Origin of the sequence: Neobacillus drentensis (assembly GCF_036965425.1) — a bacterium.
GTDB lineage: Bacteria > Bacillota > Bacilli > Bacillales > Cytobacillaceae > Neobacillus > Neobacillus drentensis_F.
On the sequence record NZ_JBALPP010000056.1, the window covers coordinates 1 to 24,734 of the forward strand.

28 protein-coding genes are annotated in these 24,734 nt (G+C 39.2%); 7 read left to right on the top strand and 21 right to left on the bottom strand.

Annotated features, from left to right (window positions below; all coding sequences use genetic code 11):
- Positions 1-250: 250 nt before the first annotated feature.
- The 3 genes from V7161_RS15840 to V7161_RS15850 form a co-directional block, all read right to left on the bottom strand.
- Positions 251-1,189, bottom strand: a complete 939-nt coding sequence (locus V7161_RS15840) for a magnesium transporter CorA family protein (RefSeq protein ID WP_335713947.1) — start codon at positions 1,187-1,189, stop codon at positions 251-253.
- Between the two features lie 227 nt (positions 1,190-1,416).
- On the bottom strand, positions 1,417-2,313 hold the full coding sequence (locus tag V7161_RS15845; protein WP_335713948.1) for a cation diffusion facilitator family transporter: 897 nt from the start codon (positions 2,311-2,313) through the stop codon (positions 1,417-1,419).
- A gap of 113 nt (positions 2,314-2,426) precedes the next feature.
- Positions 2,427-2,570 carry a hypothetical protein gene (locus V7161_RS15850; RefSeq protein WP_335713949.1) on the bottom strand — a complete coding sequence of 48 codons (144 nt, stop codon included), beginning with the start codon at positions 2,568-2,570 and terminating at the stop codon, positions 2,427-2,429.
- A 93-nt stretch (positions 2,571-2,663) separates the two neighbouring features.
- Here V7161_RS15850 and V7161_RS15855 point away from each other — a divergent pair, with 93 nt between their 5' ends.
- Positions 2,664-2,852 (top strand): YozQ family protein, encoded by a 189-nt coding sequence (locus tag V7161_RS15855; protein WP_335713950.1) that lies wholly within the window; start codon positions 2,664-2,666, stop codon positions 2,850-2,852.
- A gap of 55 nt (positions 2,853-2,907) precedes the next feature.
- Here the strand turns inward: V7161_RS15855 and V7161_RS15860 are convergent, their stop codons facing one another.
- The gene (locus tag V7161_RS15860) at positions 2,908-3,663 is read right to left on the bottom strand and encodes a yteA family sporulation protein (RefSeq protein WP_335713951.1); all 756 of its coding nucleotides are present in this window, start codon (positions 3,661-3,663) and stop codon (positions 2,908-2,910) included.
- A gap of 188 nt (positions 3,664-3,851) precedes the next feature.
- Here V7161_RS15860 and V7161_RS15865 point away from each other — a divergent pair, with 188 nt between their 5' ends.
- A complete protein-coding gene (locus tag V7161_RS15865) occupies positions 3,852-4,013 on the top strand; it encodes a hypothetical protein (protein ID WP_335713952.1) in 162 nt (53 codons plus the stop codon).
- Positions 4,014-4,028: 15 nt separating this feature from the next.
- A complete protein-coding gene (locus V7161_RS15870; RefSeq protein WP_335713953.1) occupies positions 4,029-5,384 on the top strand; it encodes an amino acid permease in 1,356 nt (451 codons plus the stop codon).
- 47 nt (positions 5,385-5,431) lie between these two features.
- On the opposite strand, the gene V7161_RS15875 is transcribed toward V7161_RS15870, so the two are convergent.
- The 3 genes from V7161_RS15875 to V7161_RS15885 all read right to left on the bottom strand — a co-directional run bounded on the left by V7161_RS15875 (position 5,432) and on the right by V7161_RS15885 (position 8,911).
- Positions 5,432-6,055, bottom strand: a complete 624-nt coding sequence (locus V7161_RS15875; protein ID WP_223591858.1) for a LysE family transporter — start codon at positions 6,053-6,055, stop codon at positions 5,432-5,434.
- A 118-nt stretch (positions 6,056-6,173) separates the two neighbouring features.
- On the bottom strand, positions 6,174-7,214 hold the full coding sequence (locus tag V7161_RS15880; protein WP_335713954.1) for a glycosyltransferase family 2 protein: 1,041 nt from the start codon (positions 7,212-7,214) through the stop codon (positions 6,174-6,176).
- A gap of 20 nt (positions 7,215-7,234) precedes the next feature.
- Entirely contained in the window at positions 7,235-8,911 is a 1,677-nt protein-coding gene (locus V7161_RS15885; protein ID WP_335713955.1) for a DUF6044 family protein, read from the bottom strand.
- A 195-nt stretch (positions 8,912-9,106) separates the two neighbouring features.
- Between V7161_RS15885 and V7161_RS15890 the strand changes: the two genes are divergently transcribed.
- Positions 9,107-10,093: a potassium channel family protein gene (locus V7161_RS15890; RefSeq protein WP_335713956.1), complete on the top strand. Its 987-nt coding sequence runs from the start codon at positions 9,107-9,109 to the stop codon at positions 10,091-10,093.
- Between the two features lie 2 nt (positions 10,094-10,095).
- Here V7161_RS15890 and V7161_RS15895 read toward each other — a convergent pair whose 3' ends face one another.
- The 6 genes from V7161_RS15895 to yugI form a co-directional block, all read right to left on the bottom strand.
- Positions 10,096-10,497, bottom strand: coding sequence for a YugN-like family protein (locus tag V7161_RS15895; protein WP_223591863.1), 402 nt, complete (start codon positions 10,495-10,497; stop codon positions 10,096-10,098).
- Positions 10,498-10,591: 94 nt separating this feature from the next.
- Positions 10,592-11,941: a glucose-6-phosphate isomerase gene (locus V7161_RS15900; protein WP_335713957.1), complete on the bottom strand. Its 1,350-nt coding sequence runs from the start codon at positions 11,939-11,941 to the stop codon at positions 10,592-10,594.
- Between the two features lie 183 nt (positions 11,942-12,124).
- The gene (locus tag V7161_RS15905; protein WP_335713958.1) at positions 12,125-13,288 is read right to left on the bottom strand and encodes an iron-containing alcohol dehydrogenase; all 1,164 of its coding nucleotides are present in this window, start codon (positions 13,286-13,288) and stop codon (positions 12,125-12,127) included.
- A gap of 93 nt (positions 13,289-13,381) precedes the next feature.
- On the bottom strand, positions 13,382-14,653 hold the full coding sequence (locus tag V7161_RS15910; RefSeq protein ID WP_335713959.1) for a Glu/Leu/Phe/Val family dehydrogenase: 1,272 nt from the start codon (positions 14,651-14,653) through the stop codon (positions 13,382-13,384).
- A gap of 23 nt (positions 14,654-14,676) precedes the next feature.
- Complete coding sequence (locus V7161_RS15915) at positions 14,677-15,876, bottom strand: ornithine--oxo-acid transaminase (RefSeq protein ID WP_335713960.1); 1,200 nt, start codon at positions 15,874-15,876, stop codon at positions 14,677-14,679.
- A 163-nt stretch (positions 15,877-16,039) separates the two neighbouring features.
- Complete coding sequence (yugI, locus tag V7161_RS15920; protein ID WP_335713961.1) at positions 16,040-16,441, bottom strand: S1 domain-containing post-transcriptional regulator GSP13; 402 nt, start codon at positions 16,439-16,441, stop codon at positions 16,040-16,042.
- Positions 16,442-16,662: 221 nt separating this feature from the next.
- Here yugI and V7161_RS15925 point away from each other — a divergent pair, with 221 nt between their 5' ends.
- The gene (locus V7161_RS15925; RefSeq protein WP_335713962.1) at positions 16,663-16,896 is read left to right on the top strand and encodes a helix-turn-helix domain-containing protein; all 234 of its coding nucleotides are present in this window, start codon (positions 16,663-16,665) and stop codon (positions 16,894-16,896) included.
- A 119-nt stretch (positions 16,897-17,015) separates the two neighbouring features.
- Here V7161_RS15925 and V7161_RS15930 read toward each other — a convergent pair whose 3' ends face one another.
- Positions 17,016-17,279 (bottom strand): DUF1871 family protein, encoded by a 264-nt coding sequence (locus V7161_RS15930; protein ID WP_335713963.1) that lies wholly within the window; start codon positions 17,277-17,279, stop codon positions 17,016-17,018.
- An 85-nt stretch (positions 17,280-17,364) separates the two neighbouring features.
- On the opposite strand from V7161_RS15930, the gene V7161_RS15935 reads away from it, so the two are divergent.
- A complete protein-coding gene (locus V7161_RS15935) occupies positions 17,365-18,528 on the top strand; it encodes a MalY/PatB family protein (RefSeq protein ID WP_335713964.1) in 1,164 nt (387 codons plus the stop codon).
- Between the two features lie 122 nt (positions 18,529-18,650).
- Here the strand turns inward: V7161_RS15935 and V7161_RS15940 are convergent, their stop codons facing one another.
- The 7 genes from V7161_RS15940 to V7161_RS15970 form a co-directional block, all read right to left on the bottom strand.
- Positions 18,651-19,028, bottom strand: a complete 378-nt coding sequence (locus tag V7161_RS15940) for a PH domain-containing protein (protein ID WP_335713965.1) — start codon at positions 19,026-19,028, stop codon at positions 18,651-18,653.
- Positions 19,029-19,119: 91 nt separating this feature from the next.
- Positions 19,120-20,532 carry an NADP-dependent phosphogluconate dehydrogenase gene (gene gndA, locus V7161_RS15945; protein ID WP_335713966.1) on the bottom strand — a complete coding sequence of 471 codons (1,413 nt, stop codon included), beginning with the start codon at positions 20,530-20,532 and terminating at the stop codon, positions 19,120-19,122.
- Positions 20,533-20,692: 160 nt separating this feature from the next.
- Positions 20,693-21,883, bottom strand: coding sequence for an alanyl-tRNA editing protein (locus V7161_RS15950; protein WP_335713967.1), 1,191 nt, complete (start codon positions 21,881-21,883; stop codon positions 20,693-20,695).
- A 108-nt stretch (positions 21,884-21,991) separates the two neighbouring features.
- Positions 21,992-22,351, bottom strand: coding sequence for a hypothetical protein (locus V7161_RS15955; RefSeq protein WP_335713968.1), 360 nt, complete (start codon positions 22,349-22,351; stop codon positions 21,992-21,994).
- Positions 22,352-22,478: 127 nt separating this feature from the next.
- Positions 22,479-23,033 (bottom strand): superoxide dismutase family protein, encoded by a 555-nt coding sequence (locus tag V7161_RS15960; protein ID WP_335713969.1) that lies wholly within the window; start codon positions 23,031-23,033, stop codon positions 22,479-22,481.
- Positions 23,034-23,128: 95 nt separating this feature from the next.
- The gene (locus tag V7161_RS15965; RefSeq protein ID WP_335713970.1) at positions 23,129-23,338 is read right to left on the bottom strand and encodes a hypothetical protein; all 210 of its coding nucleotides are present in this window, start codon (positions 23,336-23,338) and stop codon (positions 23,129-23,131) included.
- A gap of 76 nt (positions 23,339-23,414) precedes the next feature.
- A complete protein-coding gene (locus tag V7161_RS15970; protein WP_335713971.1) occupies positions 23,415-24,155 on the bottom strand; it encodes a peptidylprolyl isomerase in 741 nt (246 codons plus the stop codon).
- Between the two features lie 118 nt (positions 24,156-24,273).
- Between V7161_RS15970 and V7161_RS15975 the strand changes: the two genes are divergently transcribed.
- On the top strand, positions 24,274-24,657 hold the full coding sequence (locus tag V7161_RS15975; RefSeq protein ID WP_335713972.1) for a kinase-associated lipoprotein B: 384 nt from the start codon (positions 24,274-24,276) through the stop codon (positions 24,655-24,657).
- Positions 24,658-24,734: the final 77 nt, after the last annotated feature.

Below are 24,734 nucleotides of genomic sequence, written 5' to 3' on the forward strand. Positions count from 1 at the left end.
CTCCTAGAATTTTCCCTTTTTTCATTCAAAAACTCCCTTCACCCTTTGGATTACAGCCGTTTTGCTGATGTTCTAGCCTATTGTTAAATTTCTTATAAAATAACAATCTACAAACTATGAATATTGGGAAAATTTTTAATTTTCCTTTAAAAATATCAGGAGGAAATAGATTATTTTTTTCAGTTAATAAAAAATAGGGACAATTTATCATTGAAAGTAAAAAAAACCAGCCAATTGAATGGCTGGTAATCTAGAAATATTTCTTTTTCCAAAAAACAAACGCTGTTAAACTAGTTAAAAAGGCAGAAATCACTAGCGGGATTGCATAGGAATGTGTAGCATGCTGAAATGGAATATCCACATTCATTCCGTAAAAGCTGGCTACCATCGTAGGGAAAGACAAGATGATTGTAATCGAAGTTAAAAACTTCATCACAATGTTCAGGTTATTTGAAATGATCGATGCAAAAGCATTCATCATCCCGCTCAAGATCGAACGATACGTTTCCGCCATTTCTATTGCCTGCGTTTTTTCAATCATCACGTCTTCTAATAAATCCTTGTCTTCTTCGTACATTTTTAAATAGTTAAACCGCAGGATCTTATCAAGAACGACTTTATTTGATTTTAAAGATGTCGTAAAGTAAACCAAACTTTTCTCTAAAGCTAAAAAGGCATAAAGTTCTTTATTTTTCAATGATTGGTGTACTTCGCGTTCTATTTCATTTGTTTTCTTACTGATTTGCTTTAGGTACCGAAGATAATACGAAGAGATTACAAATAGAATCTGCAATGCGAAGCGCGTCTTTTTAAACGTAAAGAATTCTTTGACGCGATTTTTTCGGAATTCCTCTATAATTGGAGAATCCTTTAGGGAAACGGTAATAATATTATCCTCTGTTAAAATAATCCCAATTGGTATTGTTTCATAAACAGCAAGACCTGTTTCATCATGGATAATATAGGGAAAGTCAACAATGATATATACCCGGCCATCATCACGTTCAATCCTCGGACGCTCTTCATCATCCAGCGCGTCTTTTATAATATCGATATCTACTTGTGCATCATTTGATACCCTTGCAATTTCCTCCGGTGTTGGGGCATAGATATTGATCCAGCAGCCTTTGGAAATAGAATCCACTTTTTCCAGCACACGGGCATCGGTGCTTTTAAACATTTCCAGCATGGCAAAACCTCCTCACTCACTTTGTTCGAGGAAGCCAACATCCAATTCTAGAGTTGATATTCTTGATAATCAATTCAATCAATTCAAAAATAACATTGACTTCCCCTCGCCTACTTGGGTCCGGGTCAACGGAATAACTCAAAAATATCAACTCCTTCAATCTTTTTATATCCTATCCTATCATAAACCCAAATGGTCCAAAGTACAAAGATGTTTTTTTTTGGAAATTAATTATCTTCCGGAAAATAAGGGTTTAAATGAATTAAAACTTCATCGATGTTATCATAACTTTTCATGAGCTTTTGTTTAATGGATTTGGCCAGATCATGCCCCTCTTTGATTGTCTTATAATGATCAATGGATATACGCAAATCCACCAATATATAATGGCCATGTTCTCTTGCCCGGATTCGGTCAATCCGCCTAACGTCAGGAAAATCATTAATTATTTTAATGTATTCTTGAATCGTCTCCGTACTAATATTCCGTTCCAGTAGAATATCAAACGCCTCTGTCAGCATTTCTTTTGAAATTTTAAAAATTAAATAGGCAACAAAAATACTGGCAGCTTTATCTCCATAAAGGAGTAAATGAAGATCGAATCGTTCTCCTAAAATAGAGATGAGAACACCTATTGCTGCAGCAATGGAAGCAACAATATCGGCTTTATGGTCAAAAGCAATGGCCTCAATGGCCTTGCTATTATGCTGCTTAGCTGCTTTTAATGAGCTGCGATATAAAATGATCTTCATTATATATGAAAATAGTGCGACCCACATGGCCAACAAGCTAGGTGATTCCACTTCGTGAAAAAAACCGCTTATTCCTTCATAAACAACATAAATGGAGACAAGAAAGAGTAAAATTCCTACAATACCAGAGACAATGACTTCGGCCTTTCCGTGTCCATAGGGATGTTCTTTATCCGCAGGTTTATTGGCAATTTTAATGACCAATAAAACAATGATAGATGCGAAAACATCGGCGGCAGAATGAATCCCATCTGCAAATACAGCATCACTGTTTCCATACCAGCCAATGATGATTTTTCCTAGTGTAAGAATTATATTACTGATTACACTGATCCAAGCGACTTTTTTTGCCAGCGTTTCTCTTATTACCATATTAAACCACCTTTGAAATACCTCTAGAAATCATAGCAAACACAGCCTTGTTGGGTCTAGAGAAAAATTCTTGCCCCTTTCAACCTAATTTGGATTAAGGCAAATTTTCATCCCTAGTTTAATTCTTTATATCCTTCTTTTTCTTCTTTCATCATTTCAACTTCTTCGATAACGGAAATCCTGTTTATTTGGTCGTGGAGATAATGAAAGGCCTGGTCTAAATCTTCTCGGTTTGGAAATTTGTTTTTATTCTTCATAGTAAGCACTTCCTTAGCTTAAAAATTTTTTAGGAGTAATCCGCTCTAAAAAAGAAAAAAATACCGTTGTATCAAATTGAAAAGGAGGATAACATGATGGACAAACAGAAACAGAAAGCAAATCCTGACAAAGAAGTTGCCGGGAGCTTCTATCATCCAAGTTATTATCAAGAAAAAGATCAAATTTCTTCAGGGCTTGCCACTACACATGAGCAAGTAAGTGATGTGTACGCGGAAGGCGACGTTACGACCGGGAATGAGAATGAAACAGAACAAAGTTAAGCAATAATCATAGAAAACAGCTCTCATTAAGAAAGCTGTTTTCTTTTTTACTTACTCATTTATCATCGTCTACATACGCGTCATGTTCAAATGCTGGCAGATCCCCAAAGCTTGTCATAATCCCTTCTTGATCAAGTGCATCCTCATATTGTTCATGCTGGGCATTTGGGTATACCGTAATATTTTTTCCATATATATCATTTCCAACAAAATTCTCATAGTCCTCGACATAGCTGATATTTTCATCAGATTCAGCGTAGATATCATGGTAATTATCCTCCGAAAAGGCTAAATCAGAAGGAGTCTCGCTCGTTCCCCACTGGGCAACGGTTTGCCAGGAATCTTCGGCATCGAAGGCAACATTCTCATTCTTTTCATCCATATCAAATTTTCCCCAAGGGGGCATTAAGACCCCTTCTTCAACTGGACGATTGTGAGAAACAATTTGATCTAGACTGTGTTCAATACAATACGTGGTATTAGGCAATGCCTGAAGGCGCTCTAGCGGAATGTCCTTGCCGCAAACCTCACATTTCCCATATGTTCCATTTTCCATTGCCTCTAAAGCTCGATTAATATTTTGTAGCTGCAATCCATAATGCTCATTTAAAGCTATATCCTTTTCACGCTCATATAACTCTGTTCCTTCATCTGCGGGGTGGTTATCATAGCTGGATAACTCCCCTACCGATTCATGTGCGTGGCCTCTTTCTAAACCAAAGTGGTCATTTTGTTGTAAATGTTCCTCTACTTCACTCTTTTCCTGTAGTAGTTGTAAACGTAACTCAGCTAATTGCTGTGTCGATAGCATATGTTAAACCCCTTTCATCGAAAAGCGCAATTGTCTATATCCTATATTTTCATTTGTTAGGCGGTTGATTATGTAACAAAAATTTAATTCCATCAAAAACCTATCTATGATTACTTTTAGAAATTGAATAAGAATGAACAGGACGTATATCTTAAAAAAGATACCTTGAAAAGAAATGAGGAGATTTGATGGTAAATGAAAATTTTAATAAATTTCGAAAAGTCCAACGTGAGCATAAGGCACAGTATTTAGAGGGAGCCAATAACCAAAATCTAGGACTTAATGATGAAGAATATAACAATGAAAAGGATACGGATAAATCACCAGGTGCCACTGGACGAAGAGTGTAAAAAAGGAGAAGTTGTATGGGCAAATCAAAGTCAGGGGCTGAGGAGAAAAACGTTATGAAGTGGTGGCATCTTTCCTTGTTTGGAGTGGGCTGTACTATAGGGACAGGATTTTTCTTAGGATCGAGCTTAGCCATTAAAATGACAGGTCCATCCATTTTAATGGCGTTCATCATTGCAGCCATTAGTACTTATTTCGTCTTTGATGCTCTTTCAAAAATGACATCGAAAGAGCCACTTAAAGGCGGTTTTCGCTCTTATGCAAAAAAAGCTTACGGGAGATGGGCCGGCTTCAGCAGCGGATGGGTATATTGGTGCTCTGAAGTGTTAATTATGGGAAGCCAAATGACTGCTCTTTCCATTTTTTCACGTTTTTGGTTTCCAAAAGTTCCATTATGGCTGTTCGCTGCCGGCTACGCCATTCTTGGGCTCCTCGTATTATTAATCGGAGTAAATGTATTGAACAAGCTGGAGAACATTTTGGCACTCCTAAAAATAGCAGCGATATTAATGTTTATCATCATTGCCTGTTTAGCCATTTTAGGTGTAATTGATGGAGACCGTCCAATTCAATATCCAAGGAGCCGAAACGATATTCTTCCAAATGGAGTAAAAGGCTTATGGTCTTCCGTTATTTTTGCTTTTTACGCCTTTGGCGGGATTGAGATTTTGGGGCTAATGGCGACAAATTTGAAGGATCCCAAGGAAGCACCTAAGGCAGGAAGGGTTATGCTGTTTACTCTTATGCTCATTTACATTCTATCCATTGGACTGGCGGTCATGATGGTATCCTGGCAGAAATTTAATGCAAAGGAAAGTCCATTTGTCGTTGCTTTAGATGCCTATCATCTTTCATTTGTTCCTCATATTTTCAATGGTGCCTTAATCATAGCAGGATTCTCTACGATGGTTGCTTCTCTTTATGGAGTAACGAGCGTTCTTGTTACCCTGGGTGAAGAAGGTGATGCACCGAAAAGCTTTTCTAGGAAAGGAAAATTAAAGGTACCGATTCCGACACTCCTCCTTACCATGGTCGGTATCACTGCTTCAGTAGTATCTGCTTTGTTAATGCCCAATCGAGTTTATGAGTATATAACAACGGCGGCCGGCCTAATGCTTCTATATAATTGGATATTTATCCTGGCCTCCTCAAGAAAAATCCTTGAATTAAAAGTAAAGGACAAAATGAAATATACCCTCGGCACAATCTTAATTTTAATCGCCGTCAGCGGAACGATTTTCCATGAGACAAGCCGTCCAGGCTTTTTTATTAGTTTAGCCTTTCTCGGTGTCATTGGAGCCATCACCTTAATCATGAACCTCAAATGGAATAAGCATAAGAAGAAAGTGCTTAAACCATGGCCTACTGCCTAAAAACAAATCACAAAAACTGGCAATAATTCATGCCAGTTTTTTGTGATTTAAAATAGAATTTTACATGCTTGAATACCAAAATACACGCCAAAGCCTACTAAAGAAAAACCCGACAGAAGTGAAATCATGATAAGTAAACGTGAGGTGACAAAGGTTCGGAAGCTGCTAGAAACCCCTGCCATTGTGATGTCCCATAACAAAAGCCCAATAAAAATAGCGCTGCTGTAAAATACCAATCGAGTGGTATCATAAACGGAAGCTGTTTTTGCGAGTACGGATCCATAAATACCCAGCCAAAAAAGAATCGTTAATGGATTGGAAATCGACATAAAAAAACCAGAGAGGAACGATTTTATGAGCGGCTCCGTCCCTCTTGAATCCTGTAAGTGTATCTTTCCTGCCTTTAAAATTGTTTCAACCCCTGTGTAGATTAATACAAAGGCTCCAAAAAGCCATAGGAAAGTTTGCATAAAGGATGTCTCAAGAAAATTAACCACACCTATGTAAACCACCACCATATAAATCCCATCAGCAACCACTGCCCCTACACCAATCAGCCATGAGTGCATGAATCCATTTCTAATTCCTCTGTCAATTTGGGCTGCATTTATTGGACCAATGGGAGCAGCTAGAGACAATCCTAATAGGATATAGCTTAAAAATATATTCATTAAAATCTCCCCCCACCCTAAATAAAAGCCTGTCTATCCATTTTTATTCATGGCCAAGAGGTTGTACGACAAAAAAATAAAAAGAGCTCCCTTCATCAGGTAAACTCTTTACACAATATTATTTATTGGATTCCGCTATTTTTCTAAAATCAAGGTTATAAAGCTCATCCTCACCGTTTTGGTTAAGCAGACGATGCCTTGGCAAAGGCAAATTAAAAGAATCAATATCAACTATATATTTGGGGCGTTGCTTTGTTTCTTTATAGATTTTCCCAACATATTCTCCAATCAAGCCGATGGCAATTAACTGCAAACCGCCAATTAACCAAATGGATGTAATCAGTGATGTCCAGCCGGTTTCAGTATTCCCCAAAAATTTTAACGTTAAAAAGTAGCCTCCAAAGACAAGGCTCATAAAGAATGAGACAAAGCCAATCATTAAAACAAAACGAATCGGAGAGATTGAAAAGGACGTAATCCCATCAAACGCGAAGGCCAACATTTTCTTTAACGGATACTTTGTTTCACCGGCCTGCCTTTCTAGGCGGTCATAATAGACCACGTCAGTTCGAAAGCCGAGAAGTGGGACAATTCCCCGTAAAAAAAGATTGACCTCTTTATAACGCTCCAGCTCTTGCAAAGCCCTCTTGCTCATTAATCGGAAATCCGCATGGTTGTAAATAAGATCGACACCGAGCATTTTCATGATTTTATAAAATCCCTGTGCCGTGCTTCGTTTAAAAAAGGTATCTGTATCACGGCCTTTTCGGACACCATAAACAATTTCATAGCCTTCATGGAACTTCAACATAAAATCCCGTATAACCAGAATATCATCTTGTAAATCAGCATCAATGGAAACAACACAGTCAGAAAGTTCCTTAGCAGTAAATAAACCAGCCAATAATGCGTTTTGGTGTCCAACATTGCGCGCTAATTTTAAGCCTCGCACATGGTCGTTTTTTAACCCTTCTTTGTAAATCATTTCCCACGTACGGTCCTTACTTCCGTCATCTACAAATAAGATTTTGCTTTGCTTTGAAACAAGCTCATCGCTCATTAGCTCCTGAAGCAGCTGACCAAGCTTCATCATTGTCTCCGGCAATACCTCTTCTTCGTTATAGCACGGCACCACAATCGTAAGAACTGGTTCCATCATCTGTTATATACCCCCGATGTCTACAATATCTTATATAAATAAATTTTCCAGGCAGATTTCTTCGATTCGAACACTTTGTCTAGCTGTAACTGATTTTTCTCGGCATTATCGATTGGGATGGCAGAGAATATATAACGTCCGCCCATTTCTTTAAAAACGTCAGTATTTAACTCTAGTTTTTTCAAATGCCGTTTTGAATCCTTTTTGATCATATATCTTTTTCCAAGCTGAGCCGTAAACAGATAGCAGCGCCCACCCCATTGATCGTAATACGTTCGCACCGTTTTATTTTTTGCTAATTCTTTTTCAATTATTTTCCTAAATTGATGCTTATAGCTTAAGGGATAAAAATTATTATAAGTATCCAGTGTGTAGAATCCGTTGTATTGGGAGATTGCTGGATGGATTCCGATGCTGGCTACCCGATATTTTTCTTGAGGAATAGCGATATGCTCTTTGATTTTCCCAAATAAATCCACTGCATAGAATTCCTTTACAGTTGGTTTTTGTTGATAAATGATTTCATCATTAAATAATCCTAAAAAAACAATTTGCATAATAGCAAACCATTTCGCCGTATTCCTCCAGGAAAATCCCTGCAGTGAAATAATCTTTAAGGCAAGGGCAAAACTCGCATAAATTACAAGCGGCCTCAAAAAATGATAGCGGGCAAAATTAAATGTATCCATAAAATGGAATTTCTTTGTCAACGGAAGCCAGCCCTCATAAAACCAAAAGGCATACCAGGCGGACAACAAAATATTTAATACGAACAAAAATACAAAAATTCTTTCCTGTTTCCAAAGCTGTTTCATAAAAACAAAATAAAAGGCAATAAACGTAGCAGGTAAAATAAATAAAGTATGTATGGTCAGAACATGCGTGTGACCAAGCATGTAATTTTTAAAAAAGAGCCGAACGGCACTCCAAAAAGGCAGGTGAGCATGGAAATATTCATCTCGGCTATTGGGCTCAGTAGTGAATAGAAACGAATAAACTAAGCGATATTCTACTAGCATAAAAATAAAGGTCATATAAACAATGGCAAATAAAAAGCGCAGGTTCCATCCTTTTCTTCTTACAACGTCTGTAAGCCAGAAGATGCCCATGGCGCTTAAGAAAAAGAAAAAGCCTAAAACAATACTCGCGTATAAGGGCAATAAGGTTAATACTAAATAATCCTTCCACGTATCATCACGATTCCTAAAATTAAGGAACGCCCAAAGTGCGAGCGGCATCCCCAACGTACTCAGCATCCCCGACGGCCAAAAAGGGGTTAAAGCAAAAGCTAAAGCCGTTCCTATTTGAATGGGAAGCCATTTTTCCCCGGGAAGCAAATGCGCCTTTAACAGTACATACATACCGAAAAAGGCCACAAGCCTTGTTAAAGCTTGACTCAAACCATAGGCTGCCATGGTTGGAAGAAGAGCATATAACCAAACAATCACGCTATATTCTGTTCCAAACGCATTTCTGGACAGCAGTCCATTAATGATTTGCGGGATAGGAGCCTGTACATCCCCAAATATCTCCCCGCTTCTTGCTAAAACCTTATACCATGCCAAATTAGAGTCCAAATTATCATGGACACGAATATGGGCATTTTCTTGAAGAATAAACAGCGGGGAAAGATATACGGCAAGAACAATCAAGGCAAAGAGGATATATCTTCGCTCCTTTTTTCTTTCAATCAGCACCTTATACACCTCATAAATCTTGAAATAATTGGTCACTTTCGTTTAAATTTTACAAATTTGATGGAATTTATTCCTATAAAAAACCCTTTCAAATATATTGGAAGGGTTTTAGTGTTTTTTAGAAATTACTAGATAGGATTATGAGAACCTCCAATTTCGTCCATAATATTACTTAGTAGAAAAGAGGTGTTTGTTGTGCCAAATAGGGTTTATATAAGCTTTTTACGAATGCCGCTTCTAGTAAGGATTTTACTAATTGCCCTGCTTGTTTTTCTTACCTTTGGAATATCCATTCATCTATTAGAACCAGAAACCTTTCCAACTATTTTTGATGGAATTTGGTGGGCTATTATCACAGCCTCCACGGTGGGGTATGGAGATTATGTACCTCATTCATTAATGGGCAGATTAACAGCGTTATTTTTAATCTTACTGGGAGTTGGTTTTGTTTCTTCCTATTTTGGAACACTAGCAGCTGCCGCCGTTACAAAGCAAGATGCCTTTTCAGAGGGGAGAATTCCTTTTAAAGGTGAAAACCACATCATTATCATTGGCTGGAATGAACGCTCTAAAGAATTAATCAGCAAGCTGACTAATACTAATTTTCCACAAATGATTGTCTTAATCGATGAAACACTTGAAACGAATCCGGTGAAATCAAAATTTGTTCATTTTATTCAAGGAAAAGGTCATGTAGATGAAACGATCCTTAAAAGTGATATCGAAAAGGCAGAAAAGGTTTTAATCACTGCCGACCGGGGAAATGATGAACTGCAGGCAGATATGAATAGTATTTTAACCTTATTAACGATTAAAGGGCTATGCTCAAAGGTTAAATGCATCGTTGAAATATTAACCGCTGAACAAGTGATTAATGCGATTAGAGCAGGTGCTGACGAAGTCATTCAATCGAATAAGCTTACCAGCGTTTTTATGGTGAACAGCCTTCATTCCAATGGAGATGGGCTCCTATCTAACGTAATTCATCAGCTGCAGGAAAGTCGATTAACTTCCTCTTTAGTAATGGAAACAGATATCGGAAAGACCTTTACGGAGCTGTGTCAAGAGCTTCTCAGCAAAGGCTTTCTTTTAATCGGAATCAAAAGAGGGGAGGATACCATGCTTAATCCCTCCCACTCGTTAAAGATTGAAGAAAAAGACCAGCTATTAACTTTTAAATAATGCTAATCGTTTAACAGCAACGACTCTAGTTCCTGAACTAGCGATTTTCCGGTTTCGATATATTGTTCTGGAAAACTGGCATCCTTATCAACAGGGTCTTGGAATTGGTTAAATGTACCTCCTCCTGAGGATCCTAGTTGATCAAGTCCTGATTCATAAACATGTGATAACAGAAATGGTCTTTCTAATTGGACTGTACAATTTCTGGCATCTAACTGGCCGTCCACAGCTTTAAATGGCAAGCGCAGGAACTCATAACTATCATCATCATTGATTTTATAGTCGAATGCGCCGTGATCATAATCCCAATTGCCGCCAATCGAATATCCGATAGGTTTTAACTTTTGTTCAAGCTTGTATAAATCAAATTGTTTCCCTTCTACTTTCGATGGTAATTCAATCATATTAGTTTACCCCCTTTTAGTCATTACCGTTAGTTTCTCCAATTTCAATAAAAAAAGTGCTGATTGTGTAAATCCAATCAGCACTTTTTTATATTTATTTCAAACGTTTTTCAAGTTCTGCTTTTTTCTCTTCAAATCCTGGTTTACCCAGTAATGCAAACATATTGACTTTATAAGCTTCCACCCCAGGCTGGTCAAATGGATTGACTCCAAGCAGGTATCCGCTCATGGCACAAGCTTTTTCAAAGAAATAGACCAGATAGCCGAATGTATACTCATCTAAAGATGGAATGGTTACGATTAGATTCGGTACACCGCCATCTGTATGAGCAAGCATCGTGCCTTCAAACGCCTTGTTGTTGACAAAATCAATCGTTTTGCCGGCTAAGTAATTAAGGCCATCCAGGTCATTTGCCATTTCTTCAATGGAAAGCTCATGACGCGGCTTTTCAACCTTAATAATCGTTTCAAATAAATCGCGGCGGCCTTCTTGGACATATTGACCAAGTGAGTGAAGATCTGTTGAGAAGTTTGCCGAAGATGGGAATATTCCTTTTTGGTCTTTTCCTTCACTTTCGCCAAAAAGCTGTTTCCACCACTCTGAGAAATACTGAAGCCCCGGCTCATAGTTAATCAGCATTTCAATCGTTTTCCCTTTATTATAAAGAGCATTTCGAACGGCAGCATATTGGTAGGCGGCATTTTCTTCAAGCTCGGAATGACCAAAATCCTCCTGTGCTTTGGCAGCTCCCTCCATCATTGTTTCAATGTTTGCACCGCTTACAGCAATTGGAAGTAAACCAACTGCAGTTAAAACGGAGTAACGGCCGCCGACATCATCCGGAATGACAAAGGTTTCGTAGCCTTCTTCATTTGATAATGTTTTTAAAGCACCTCTGGCTTTATCAGTAGTCGCATAAATTCTTTTACGAGCTTCCTCTTGTCCATATTTTTCTTCAAGAAGCTTTCGGAAAAGACGGAAAGCAATAGCCGGCTCTGTTGTTGTTCCAGACTTAGAAATAACGTTAATGGAGAAGTCCTTGCCATCAAGGAGATCCATTACATCCCTCATGTATGTAGAACTGATATTGTTTCCGACAAAAATGATTTGCGGGGTAGTCCGCTTATCTTTTGACAGCGAATTATAAAAACTGTGCTGAAGCATTTCAATCGCTGCTCTTGCTCCAAGGTAAGAACCGCCGATTCCAATGACAAGAAGAACGTCTGAATCAGCTTTAATTTTTTCAGCTGATTTTTGGATACGGGAAAATTCTTCTTTATCATAATTAGTTGGAAGCTCAATCCAGCCTATAAAGTCGCTGCCCGCACCTGTTTGCTCATGCAATGAATGGTGAGCAACTTTAACGGCATCGCGCAGATATGTAAGTTCATGTTCTCCAAAAAAGGTTAATGCTTTTGAGTAATCAAAACGAACGTGTGTCATGAATGATCCTCCATAATTTTATTTTCATTAATCACTTTAACGAATGACTGACGGATTATCAAGCTAGTTCCTCTCATGTAAGCGTACCCATTTTCGATAAATTTTTTACGTTTTCGTAGATTTTGTCGAATGGATCTTATATACCTAAAAAAACTCGGACACCGAGTGCCCGAGTCCATGCTTTTATAATGATGCACGATAGATTGCTAGTGTATCTTCACGATTTAGCTTTTTAAAGTTTCCATACTCACCATACACCATGGCTTTGTCTGCCATAACTTCAAGCTTGCTGTCATCAATATCATAATCGGCTAACCTCGCTGGGGCTCCAATGCTGCTCCAGAATTCACGCAGCTTTCTAATTCCTTCAAGTCCTGTTTCCTCGTCACTTTTTCCTTCCGGATTAACACTAAATACCCTTACCGCCAGCTTTTTAAAGCGTTCCGGTTTTACTGAAAGATTATGCTCCATCCAGTGCGGGAACAAAATCGCCAGCCCGCCGCCATGAGGGATATCATAAACAGCTGAAACCGCGTGTTCAAGATTATGTGTCGCCCAATCGCCGCGGTATCCCATGTTTAAAATACCGTTTAAGGCCATTGTGCCGCAATATAGGACCGTGGCCCGGTGTTCGTAATTTTCTAAATCAGCGAGCAATTTCGGCGCCGTTTCCATGACGGTCATCAGCAAGCCCTCACACATACGGTCCTGAAAATCTGTATTTTCTTCAAGATGAAAATAATGCTCCAAAACATGTGACATCATATCAACTATTCCATAAATGGTTTGATCGCGTGGAACAGTAAAAGTGTTAACAGGATCTAAAATTGAGAATTTAGGGAACGTCACAGGACTTCCCCAGCCATATTTTTCATTTGTTTCCCAATTGGTAATAACCGAACCGGCATTCATTTCCGAACCCGTAGCTGCAAGCGTCAAAACCGTCCCAAACGGAAGGGCATCCTTAGCAACTGCTTTTCTTGTTACCAAATCCCAGGCATCTCCATCATATTTTGCACCGGCAGCAATCAATTTGGTGCAGTCAATTACGCTTCCGCCGCCGACGGCCAATAGGAATTCAATTCCTTCCTTTTTACAGATTTCAATCCCTTTTTGGGCAGTTGTAAGTCGTGGATTGGGTTCTACACCTGATAGTTCATAAACTTCAGCCCCGATTTCATCTAAAAGGGCAGTCACCTTTTCATATAATCCATTTCGCTTGATACTGCCGCCGCCGTACACGAGCAGCACCTTTTTTCCAAAACGGGGAACCTGAGTTTTTAATTGTTCAAGCTGATCTTTTCCAAAAATTAAAACAGTGGGATTCCAAAATGTAAAGTTATCCAAAATTAACACCATCCTTTTCACATTCCATTATTATTGATATAAAAATTTTTTGCAAAAAAATTCCCTTGCACCCAAAAAGATTGCAAGGAGAATTTAGATCCACCCTCTATATTTTGAAGCTTCCGCCATTTTTCTTATGCCAACGATATAGGCAGCTAAACGCATATTTATTTGCCGGTTTAGCGCGAGGTCGTAAATTTCATTAAATGAATGGACGATTCTATCCCTTAATTTTTCGGTGATTTCCTCTGCACTCCAATAATAGCCCTGTTTATTTTGCACCCACTCGAAATAGGAAACCGTTACACCGCCTGCACCTGCCAGAACATCAGGGACAATTAAAATTCCACGCTCTGTTAGTATTCTAGTCGCCTCAAGGGTTGTAGGGCCATTCGCCGCTTCTACAATAAGCTTTGCCTTTATGTTCCCCGCATTTTCTCCCGTAATTTGATTCGAAATCGCCGCTGGAACTAATATATCACAATCTTGCTCCAGTAGTTCCTGATTGGAAATTGCCCCTTCGAACAGGGTAGTAACTGTACCAAAACTATCACGCCTGCTAAGTAAATACTCAATATTTAATCCATCGGGATCATAAAGGGCGCCATATACATCAGAAATCCCAACGATATAAGCCCCTGCCTCGTGCAAAAATTTAGCGATGAAGCTGCCCGCATTTCCGAATCCTTGGACAATCACCCGCGCTCCCTTTAACCTGATTCCACTCCTCTTGGCCGCTTCTTCAATACAAATGGTAACACCCTTTGCTCCTGCTTTTTCGCGTCCTTCTGACCCTCCAAGAACAAGGGGTTTCCCTGTTATAAAACCGGGAGAATCGAATTGGCGGAGACGGCTGTATTCATCCATCATCCAGGACATAATTTGCGAATTGGTATATATATCTGGTGCGGGGATATCTTTAGTTGGTCCGACTATTTGACTGATTGTCCGTACGTAAGCGCGGCTTAAACGTTCTAATTCACCAAAAGACATCGTTCTTGGATTGCAAATAACACCGCCTTTTCCTCCCCCGAAAGGTAAATCAGCTATTCCGCATTTCAAACTCATCCACATTGATAAGGCTTTTATGTCATCCTCTTTCAGAAGATGATGAAAACGGACACCGCCCATGGTAGGACCAAGTGAGTCATTATGCTGGGCTCTAAAACCAGTAAATACTTTCGTCGAGCCGTCATCCATCCGAACCGGGATCCTGACTTGGAGTGTTTTTATAGGTTCTTTTAGCAGATGATAAATATCATGGTTAAGCCCGAGTTCAGTTATTGCATTACGGATGATAATTTGTGTTGATGTAAGAAGGTTTAATGTCTCTTTTTCTTTGCCTGCTTCATCAATTTTCCCCATATTGGCACCCCTAGCCACCCAATTTAACCTAATACTTTTGCGATTCTTTCAATAGCCCAATCCAATTCGTCCTTTGCGATGACGAGCGGCGGGGCAAAGCGAATGACTGTATCATGTGTTTCCTTGCACAACAGTCCCTGCTCTTTTAATTGTTCACAATATTTTCGGGCCGGTTCTGTTAACTCCACTCCAATAAACAATCCACGTCCACGAACTTCCTTAATAATCGGATTCTTAATTTCCTTTAGTTTGCTTAAAAAGTATTCACCAAGCTCCAAGGATTTTTCAGCTAACTTTTCATCGACAAGAACATCAATCGCGGCAATTGAGACAGCACATGCCATCGGATTTCCTCCAAAGGTAGAACCATGGGAGCCTGGATTAAAGACTCCTAAAATCTCCTTATTAGCAACAACACAAGAGATCGGAAACACACCGCCTCCGAGAGCCTTTCCAAGAATATACATATCAGGTTCAATACCTTCCCACTCACAGGCAAACATTTTACCTGTTCGTGCTAACCCGGCCTGAATTTCATCCGCGATAAACAAGACATTTTTTTCCTTACACAGCTCATAAGCAGCCTTCATAAAACCTTGCGGCGGAATAACGATGCCTGCTTCTCCCTGAATCGGTTCGATTAAAAAGGCAGCTGTATTTGGCGTAATGGCTTGCTTTAATGCTTCTAAATCACCATATGGCACAAGCTTAATCCCCGGAAGCATTGGGCCAAATCCTCGTTTGTACTCATCATCAGACGATAGTGAAACGGCCGTCATCGTCCGTCCATGAAAATTCCCAATACAGCCGATTATTTCCGCTTGGTCTTCCGCTACTCCCTTTACATCATAGCTCCAGCGGCGTGCAGCCTTAACAGCTGTTTCAACTGCCTCGGCTCCTGTGTTCATAGGCAGAACCATTTCTTTATTGGTTAATTCACTTACCTTTTCATACCATGGACCAAGCTGGTCGTTATGAAAGGCACGGGAAGTTAATGTCACCTTGTCCGCTTGTTCCTTTAATGCCTGAATAATTTTCGGATGCCGGTGGCCTTGATTAACTGCTGAATAGGCACTAAGCATGTCCATGTATTTGTTTCCTTCAGGGTCCTCCACCCAAACCCCTTCAGCACGCGAGATGACGATTGGCAGTGGGTGATAATTTTTAGCGCCATATTTCTCTGTTTTTTCAATGAGTTCATTGGTATTTATGTTTGCAGCCATTCACATTTCCTCCATTTCATTAACAAGATATGTACATATAACTTTATTGTAGCCGAGTAGGAAAAAAGAATGAAAGTTTTTTATAAAAAAGCTCTTTACACAGCAAATAAAAAAAGCCAAGGCCAACTGCTTTTCAACAGTATGCCTTGGCTTTGTGACTGATTTATTTTTTAATTAAATCTTCGCGCTGTGATTGGTCAATCCATTCTTGAAGCTTATCCTTAAGTGTGTTAAAGCCTTGTTGTCCTTCTGCTTCCGGAATGATCGCAGCGGCTTGGCGCTTACGAGGCTTCTTCACTTTTGCTAGTTGCTCGACTGGCGGTTCTTCAGTTGCTCTGATTGAAAGACCAATTTTTCCAGCCCCTTCATCAACCGATAAAACTTTTACTTTAATTTCATCCCCAACTTTAAGATGGTCATTAATATCCTTCACATAACCGTGCGTGATTTCTGAAATATGCACAAGACCTTGTGTATTTTCATCTAATGCTACGAACGCTCCATATGGTTGAATTCCTGTTACTTTCCCTGTTACGATACTACCTGTTTCAAATTTTCCTGACATGAAAACACTCCTAAGTAAATAATTATTTGTCCCTTATATACGCATTATAAGATTATACCACAAAGGATTGTTTTTATCAAAGAAAGCAAAAATAATAGAAACAGAGCCCCTTCCAAATTATAAAATTGTCAGTAAATCTTAACATGTAGAATTAGAAAAATGATTTATCCAATGTTACACTATTAGAGAGTATCTTATAATTTTAAGTTGAGGTGAACAGTATGAATAAAATCGGTCAAACAATCAAATCCGCTCGTGAAATGCGTAACATGACACAGGAAGAATTAGCACAAAAAATCAGAATTGGAACAAGTACAATTGAAAAATATGAATCCGGCGAACAAATTCCAAGTAGTCAGACCATTTTAAAATTATCTACTGTATTAGATATCGCAGCATCTGAGTTATTAGAATACCACAAACTTCATACAAACTCCTCGTCAGTGGAAAATTAATAAATTTTTCTATCATGGCTGTATAATAAAGGGGAAATTTGGTAAACCTTATACCATAAGCTTTCTAGTATTCCCCCCTTTTTGAGTGGACACCCGATATCGGGATGTCCTCTTTTTTTTTACAGCGAGCAAGAATCGTTCGCCTTAATATCTAATAGTTCGCCTGCTACTTTTAAACAGCTTTCCAATGGGATGAGTTTTTCAAAGGAAAATTCGTAGATGGTTTGAATTCGCTTAGCAAGTGTTAATGGGTGGTCTAGTTCATGAACGGCCGCTATCACATCAGCGATTTCCGTCTCGTAGGTGCCATTTTTCAATTGGAATGGATCCCATTCATTTAATAGGTCAACAAACTTTAAATTTGTCTCAATCTCTTTTCTCATTTTTTTCTCCTATTGTTTTAACATTTGATCGATTTATTTTATCATAAGAAATAGAAGGTAAGAAAATATTACAGGCGGTGGGCATATGTCAGTATTTAATGAGCGGATAGACCGGTTTAAAACGTCATCAGTTAAATGGGAATTAACAAAAGATATCTTTGGAGAGTCTGATTTATGGCCTATGTGGGTAGCGGATATGGATTTTAAGCCGCCACAGGCTGTCATTGATGCGATAAAGAATCGCGTCGAGCACGGGGTCTTTGGCTATACTTTTGTCCCGTTCTCCACCTCAGAAGCTATTAGCACCTGGCAGTTAAAGCGGCATCAATGGAAAATTAACTCTTCCTGGCTGTTATATTGCAGCGGTGTGGTGCAGGCCATCAGTACAGCCATACATTCGTATACTAAGGAAGGTGACCGGGTGCTGCTGCAATCACCTGTGTATACTCCCTTCTTTGATATGATTGAAAAAAATAAACGCATCGTCGTAAACTCTCCACTACTATTGGATGGAGATCGATATCAGATTGATTTTGCGGGTTTTGAAAAAGCTTTGCAAGAAGGCTGTAAATTATTTTTGCTCTGCAATCCGCACAATCCTGCTGGCAGGGTTTGGACTAAAGATGAGCTTTTAAAAATTGGTGAGCTATGTTTACAATATAATTGCCTTATTCTTTCTGATGAGATTCATTCTGATATTATCTATAAGAAGTTTACGCATATACCAATTGCTTCTTTAGAAGATGAGCTTTTGGATAGAACCATCACTTTAATTGCTCCTAGCAAAACGTTTAACCTTGCTGGCTTACAGGCGTCTACTGTGATCATTAAAAATAAGGAATTACGAATCCAGTTTCAGGAACAGCAAAAACGCCAAGGTGTTTTCTCCTTGAATACCTTTGGGATAATTGGAATGGAGGCCGCCTATCGTTACGGTGAGGAATGGCTCGAAGAACTGATTGATTATTTGCAGGTGAACAAGGATTATACAATTCAATTCCTAGCGGATCAAATACCGGAAATCACTTGTATCGATGCCGAAGGAACTTACCTGTTATGGCTTGATTGCCGAAAACTTGAATTAAGCGATAAAGAATTACGAAACTTGCTGATTCAAAAAGGAAAGCTGGCACTAGAACCCGGTCCTAAATACGGCCCTGGCGGTGAAGGATTCGTCCGCATCAATATTGCTTGTCCAAAGGATGATTTGATAGAAGGGCTGGAACGTCTAAAAAGAGCACTTAGTTAATATGATCGCTTCTTATCGACCGTCGAACCTGAAAATTGGCTTCCTCGGTCGTTATGATTGCTTCTTATCGACTGTTGAACTCAGATATGGATTCTAACGGTCGATAAGAAGATACAAAAAGATTATTTCAACACATATTCAGCTAAAACACTTTGGAGTTCATAGATGTTTAAGTTCTTATTAAATTGCTTTTGCAGCGGAAGGGCATTTCCGGAGATCCAAATCTTTAATTCAGCATCTAAATCAAAGCTTCCTGCTGTTTCAATGCTAAAATGGGTAATGTTTTTATATGGAATGGAATGATACTCGACCTTTTTTCCAGTTAAACCTTGCTTGTCAACTAAAATTAACCGCTTATTCGTAAAAATAAACATGTCCCGAATGAGTCTATACGCTTTGTCAATTCTTTCACTAGGAGCCAAAACACGTTCAAATTCCTTTTGTACTTCCTGTGCATTCACTTCTGAGGCATTGCCTATTAAACCATCTAAAAAACCCATCTAAATCATCCTCTCAATTCTCTCAATTAAGTATACATAAGTTTCCATATATTAAAAAGCCAGACGTGAATGTCCACGTCTGGTTCGCCAATTATTTCTCAAGCCACTCGGTGTGGAAAGTTCCTTTACGGTCCACCCGCTGATACGTATGAGCTCCAAAATAATCGCGCTGAGCTTGAAGCAGGTTGGCAGGCAGGACCGCTGAGCGATAACTGTCATAATACGATAATGCACTAGAGAGTCCTGGAACAGGTATCCCTGCTTTTATAGCAATGGAAACAACTTCTCTCGCTGCATCCTGATAATCCCCTGTAATTGCTTGAAAATAGGAATCCATGAGCAAGTTGTCTAAATCTGGATTTCGATCATATGCATCCATTATGTTCTGCAGGAATGCTGCTCGAATGATGCAGCCGCCTCTGAAGATCTTCGCAATTTCTCCCGGTCTCAAATCCCAATTATACTCATGGGAAGCCACTTTATATTGGGCAAATCCTTGTGCATAAGAAATAATTTTACTAAAATACAAGGTTTTCCGAATTAATTCAATAACGTCCTTTTTATTGCCAATAAATTTATTTTCACTAGGGCCTTTTAGCCATTTGCTTGCTTTTACACGTTCTTCCTTCATAGCTGACAGGAAACGCGAGAACACAGATTCAGTTATAATGGATAGAGGAATACCTAAATCAAGGGCACTCTGACTCGTCCATTTTCCTGTTCCTTTTTGTCCGGCAGTATCGAGAATTACATCCACTAATGGCTTGCCCGTTTCCGGATCCATTTTTGTAAAAATGTCTGCGGTAATTTCAATCAAATAACTGTCAAGTTCACCTTGATTCCACTCGCTAAAGACCTCATGAAGCTCGTTGACAGATAAGCCAAGGAGCGTTTTCATTAAATGGTAAGATTCACATATTAACTGCATGTCACCATATTCAATACCATTATGGACCATTTTTACATAGTGCCCGGCACCATTTGGACCAATATATGTACAACAAGGGTCTCCATCCACCTTAGCTGAAATAGCCGTTAAGAGTGGACCAACCTCATCATAAGCTTCCTTTTGTCCGCTCGGCATGATCGACGGACCTGTCAATGCTCCCTCTTCCCCGCCAGAAACACCTGCACCTATGAAAAGAAGCCCTTTCTCAGCAAGAGCGGCATTTCGTCGAATGGTATCTTTGTAATAGCTGTTGCCTCCATCAATAAGAATGTCCCCTTTGTCTAAATACGGAACCAGCGACTCGATCGCTTTATCAGTAATTTCACCAGCATTTACCATTAATAAAATTTTTCGGGGAAGCTCTAAGGATTGAACAAACTCTTCAATATTGGCAGTACCAATTATATTTTTCCCTTTATTATGTTCTACAATTTCATTTACTTTCTCAGCGGAGAGATCGTATACGCAAACAGGGAACCCCTTGCTTTCAAAATTCAGGGCTAAACTTCTTCCCATTACACCTACACCGACAACCCCAACTTTTTGTTTTACCAATCTAATCATCCCTTCAAGGTTATGAAAAAAAATTCATTTAAATTATAACATATATGAAATATTTTTTCGCACATCATTTAATACAATATTTATATTTATAGTGTTAAAAAAAATACACTTTTTTATTAATAAAAGTGTATCAATAAACGAAAAAAGACTGCTATATCGATAATTCGAATAATAACTTCAGCAATTCCTCCGGTGATATAAGCTTTTCGCCTCCTCCTTGCGCAAATGAATCATTTCCCCCGCCCTTACCATTTATGAACGGCAGTGCTTTTCCAATAATCGTTTTCATATTTTCATTTCTAGCTTTTCCCTTTGCACAGACGACTTGGAGCTTATCTTCATTGTTTGATACAAAGATGACCAATGCATTTTCATTATTTGCCGTGATAAAACGAGCTAACTTCTGAAGTTCTTGAATACTGCGATTTTGAAAAAATTCACCTACGATATTATCAGTATTATATTTATCATTCAAATCCTTTGCCTCGAATTGCAGTAGTTGCTCCTTGGTTTGTTCCAAAATCTTTTCTTGCGATTTTGCATTCTCTAGCATCCGACAAACTGCTGCTTCCATATCTTTTTCGGGGGCATTAAGCAAGCTGGTTAATTGAAGCAGAATTCTCTGTTTTTGCCCAAGCTGTTTTAGAACTCGATTTCCGCAGACAAATTGAAGGCGGGTGTTTTTCCTTTGCCTTTCCCAATCTAAAACTTTTATTGCACTAACCTCTCCTGTTGCTTTTGGATGGGTACCCCCGCAGCCGTTATAGTCGAAATCTGGAATAATCACAAGCCGGATATTTTCTTTAACCTTCGTTTCTTTTCTTAATGGATATTGAGACAGCTCTTCCTCTGTTACCCACTTTACTTCAATAGACCTATTCTCCAATATTATTTTGTTTGCAAGCTCTTCCGCTTTCTTCGCTTCCTGCTCCGTTAAATTTTCTGTCTGCAAATCAATGGTGACCATTTCATTTCCTAAATGAAAGCCAACGGTCTTGTAATCAAATAATTGCTCAAATGCTGCCGATAAAATATGCTGGCCAGCATGCTGCTGCATATGATCAAAGCGCTGTTCCCAATCGATAGCCCCCATCACCTCTTTCTGGGTATCATGCAATGGCTTATCTATGTAATGACGTATCTCTCCTTGTATTTCTTCAACATTTATTACATTGGACTCTCCAATCGTCCCAATATCGTGTGGCTGGCCCCCGCCAGTTGGGTAAAAAGCCGTTTGATTTAAAAGAACGTACCAATTCCCTTCCTCGTCTTTCTCTTGTTTAAGCACTTGTGCTGTAAAGGATTGTATGTAGGCATCATGGTAATATAGTTTATTTTCCATCTTATTAGCTCCTAAATTTTAATAACCTCATTGTCTTGAAAAAAGGAAGAGAAATCAAGAAAAACCTGTCCCGCTATTTTAAAGGACAGGTTTCTAAAATAATGAATGTTACTTTTTATCTTTACGTTGGCCAAATGTAGATGGTTGAGTCTGCGGCATTTGGCCTTGTTGAAAACCGCCCATTCCCTGTGGAAAACCTGTTTGCTGTCCGCCCATCATTTGCGGGAACCCTCCAGGCTGCTGAAAACCGCCCATCGTATGTGGATAGCCATGCGGATATCCACCCATATGAGGATAGCCGTGATGATACCCTCCCATATGTGGATAGCCATGATGCGGATATCCACCCATCATTTGTGGATAACCACCCATTTGTGGATACCCTTGCTGGAATCCGCCCATCTGAGGATAACCCATTTGCTGCATACCAGGCTGTCCCGGAAAACCGCCAAATTGTCTTTTCTCCATCAATACTCGCCTCCTTACAATCTCCCTGTTAGTGTATGTCCACACATTGGAAAAGCTTAGATTTTTACCCAAAAAAGAAAAATTTCATATAAAAAGCCATCTCGCTCCATGAGATAGCTTTTACCCACTATTCTTTATCTTCCTGTGCTTTCTTTTGACCTTCTTTATTTTTATCCTTAGAAACCTCCCCGCAGGCAATCCGTTTCCCTGAATTTCCGGCAGGTTGAGTCATCCCGTCATCTTTTCCTTCATGAACAACAAGCGACGTCCCCTCTTTTGTAAACAGAGATTTCTTTCCATCCTTTAAGGTGACATTGGATGCCATAAGATCTGCCTTTACGGAACCATCATCCTCAACAATTAAATTGGGCAGGTCGCCGGCATGTACGCCTTTTGGATGAAGCAGTCCATGTTCTTTTTTCTCTGGATTAAAATGGTTTCCGGCAGATTTGAAATCAGGTGCCTCGCAGGTTCCTTTCTCATGAAAATGAATAGCATGTATCCCAGGTGAAAGCCCCTTCAAATCTACGGACATTTTCACACCGCTGGCTTGCTCCTGCAATTTGACCGTTCCCAAAGAATCTCCTGCCGTATTAAACATTTCCACATCAATTTTTGTGATATTTTTTTCCGTACATCCAGTTAGAATGAGAAGTGGAACAATCAACCAAAATTTCTTCATATGTAATCCCCCTACAATAGACAATTTGCCGTTAGTATCGACAAACGAACATTGGACTATTCAGTGTTTTGGGGCAAAAAAAAGAACAGCTGCAGTTAACTGTTCCTCTGATTAGGCTCGTGATTTCGAATTCGATCCTCTAATTCTTTTGCTTTTTTGGCTTCCCGCTTGGAGTGAACAATGATTAACCTCATCGTTACCAAAGCACCTATGAAAAAAATAAAAAAAGTAATTGCTGCGGGAATATATTCCGATTTATCTTCAGGAAAGTATAAAAACAAGGACATTACTAATGACTGAAACATTTTTTTCTTCCTTTCTATCAAGGACTTGCTCTAATAAATCATTATAGCAAGAAAAAACGTTTCCGACCAACAAAGCTTATTTTAATACTTTTATCTTTTTAATAATAACATCTTTTTCTGGTTTATCCTGTGCCCCCACAGGTGTGTCGGCAATTTTATCAACAACTTCCATACCTTCAACAACTTGTCCAAAAACCGTATGGCGGTGATCAAGCCATGGAGTTCCGCCGCGATCATCATAGGCATCAATCATTTCTTTCGGGTATCCAGCCTTTTCCATTTCCGATTTCATTTGAGGGTCAAGAGAAGTTTTTTGAACAATAAAAAACTGGCTGCCGTTTGTGTTAGAGCCTGAATTGGCCATTGACAAGGCTCCGCGAATGTTGAAAAGATTATTGGAGAATTCATCTTCAAATGGCTTTCCCCAAATACTTTCGCCGCCCGTTCCGTTCCCATTAGGATCGCCGCCTTGAATCATGAAGTCTTTGATAACCCTGTGGAAAATTAAACCGTCGTAATATCCTTCCTCACTATGCTTGACAAAATTTTCAACGGCTTTTGGCGCATATTCTGGAAATAATTTAATTTTTATCGTACCCATTGATGTTTCCATTTCAACGAGCTTCTCGTTCTCAGACACCTCTGTTGAAAGCTGAGGATAGACATCCTTTGACACTTGTTGATCCCCTTCCTTCTGTTCCGTTTTTGGCGCAGAACTTTTCGTTTTTGCTTCTTCCTTCTTTGTTGTGCTTGTCCCACAAGCTGACAATACTAAAATAATAGCAAATAAAGCAATCAGGAATTTTAGCTTCTTCATTTATCATACCTCCATTTTTTCACTTTAACCGAAAATAAATTTTTTTGCACTCTGTTTTAAATTTAGTCATAATGAAGGGGAAGAATCAAGATAAAGATTGGGGTCAGGGGTGTTTTTAATGTCAGAATTGCAGGTTGGTACTGCAGTAACAGGTATCTATAAAACAGGAAAGTACATTGGAGAAATAACGGATATCCGCCCGCAGCATTATTTAGTAAGAGTTTTAGGTGTTCTCAAGCATCCAATGCAAGGCGATCTTCATAACCCAAAAGAAGCGGATGTACTCTTTTTCCATGAGAGGCGCGCACTAGCCTTTAGAGAGCAGGCCAATATTCCAAAGCAGATGGTCAAACCTTTTGAAGAAAAGATACCCGACTACAAAGAGTCATTAAAGACAGCGGTAGATAAAATGAAAAATGAACTGTTAGAAACATCTTCACAATGGGCTGAAATGAGCTTAAAAATGATAGACTCCCTAGAAAAGGATTATTTCAAATCCTAAACGTTAAAGGCCAAGTTGATTGGAGCGGAAGGCGCGAGACTCCTGCGGGAGTACGGGGCAGGGGAGACCCCGGAGGC

What these genes read in the sequence shown, in the direction of transcription:
- V7161_RS15840 (WP_335713947.1), bottom strand. Translation starts at nt 1,189, where the DNA reads ATGCTGGAAATGTTTAAAAGCACCGATGCCCGTGTGCTGGAAAAAGTG.
- V7161_RS15845 (WP_335713948.1), bottom strand. Translation starts at nt 2,313, where the DNA reads ATGGTAATAAGAGAAACGCTGGCAAAAAAAGTCGCTTGGATCAGTGTA.
- V7161_RS15850 (WP_335713949.1), bottom strand. Translation starts at nt 2,570, where the DNA reads ATGAAGAATAAAAACAAATTTCCAAACCGAGAAGATTTAGACCAGGCC.
- V7161_RS15855 (WP_335713950.1), top strand. Translation starts at nt 2,664, where the DNA reads ATGATGGACAAACAGAAACAGAAAGCAAATCCTGACAAAGAAGTTGCC.
- V7161_RS15860 (WP_335713951.1), bottom strand. Translation starts at nt 3,663, where the DNA reads ATGCTATCGACACAGCAATTAGCTGAGTTACGTTTACAACTACTACAG.
- V7161_RS15865 (WP_335713952.1), top strand. Translation starts at nt 3,852, where the DNA reads ATGGTAAATGAAAATTTTAATAAATTTCGAAAAGTCCAACGTGAGCAT.
- V7161_RS15870 (WP_335713953.1), top strand. Translation starts at nt 4,029, where the DNA reads ATGGGCAAATCAAAGTCAGGGGCTGAGGAGAAAAACGTTATGAAGTGG.
- V7161_RS15875 (WP_223591858.1), bottom strand. Translation starts at nt 6,055, where the DNA reads ATGAATATATTTTTAAGCTATATCCTATTAGGATTGTCTCTAGCTGCT.
- V7161_RS15880 (WP_335713954.1), bottom strand. Translation starts at nt 7,214, where the DNA reads ATGATGGAACCAGTTCTTACGATTGTGGTGCCGTGCTATAACGAAGAA.
- V7161_RS15895 (WP_223591863.1), bottom strand. Translation starts at nt 10,497, where the DNA reads ATGATTGAATTACCATCGAAAGTAGAAGGGAAACAATTTGATTTATAC.
- V7161_RS15900 (WP_335713957.1), bottom strand. Translation starts at nt 11,941, where the DNA reads ATGACACACGTTCGTTTTGATTACTCAAAAGCATTAACCTTTTTTGGA.
- V7161_RS15910 (WP_335713959.1), bottom strand. Translation starts at nt 14,653, where the DNA reads ATGGGGAAAATTGATGAAGCAGGCAAAGAAAAAGAGACATTAAACCTT.
- V7161_RS15915 (WP_335713960.1), bottom strand. Translation starts at nt 15,876, where the DNA reads ATGGCTGCAAACATAAATACCAATGAACTCATTGAAAAAACAGAGAAA.
- yugI (WP_335713961.1), bottom strand. Translation starts at nt 16,441, where the DNA reads ATGTCAGGAAAATTTGAAACAGGTAGTATCGTAACAGGGAAAGTAACA.
- V7161_RS15925 (WP_335713962.1), top strand. Translation starts at nt 16,663, where the DNA reads ATGAATAAAATCGGTCAAACAATCAAATCCGCTCGTGAAATGCGTAAC.
- V7161_RS15930 (WP_335713963.1), bottom strand. Translation starts at nt 17,279, where the DNA reads ATGAGAAAAGAGATTGAGACAAATTTAAAGTTTGTTGACCTATTAAAT.
- V7161_RS15935 (WP_335713964.1), top strand. Translation starts at nt 17,365, where the DNA reads ATGTCAGTATTTAATGAGCGGATAGACCGGTTTAAAACGTCATCAGTT.
- V7161_RS15940 (WP_335713965.1), bottom strand. Translation starts at nt 19,028, where the DNA reads ATGGGTTTTTTAGATGGTTTAATAGGCAATGCCTCAGAAGTGAATGCA.
- V7161_RS15950 (WP_335713967.1), bottom strand. Translation starts at nt 21,883, where the DNA reads ATGGAAAATAAACTATATTACCATGATGCCTACATACAATCCTTTACA.
- V7161_RS15955 (WP_335713968.1), bottom strand. Translation starts at nt 22,351, where the DNA reads ATGGAGAAAAGACAATTTGGCGGTTTTCCGGGACAGCCTGGTATGCAG.
- V7161_RS15960 (WP_335713969.1), bottom strand. Translation starts at nt 23,033, where the DNA reads ATGAAGAAATTTTGGTTGATTGTTCCACTTCTCATTCTAACTGGATGT.
- V7161_RS15965 (WP_335713970.1), bottom strand. Translation starts at nt 23,338, where the DNA reads ATGTTTCAGTCATTAGTAATGTCCTTGTTTTTATACTTTCCTGAAGAT.
- V7161_RS15970 (WP_335713971.1), bottom strand. Translation starts at nt 24,155, where the DNA reads ATGAAGAAGCTAAAATTCCTGATTGCTTTATTTGCTATTATTTTAGTA.
- V7161_RS15975 (WP_335713972.1), top strand. Translation starts at nt 24,274, where the DNA reads ATGTCAGAATTGCAGGTTGGTACTGCAGTAACAGGTATCTATAAAACA.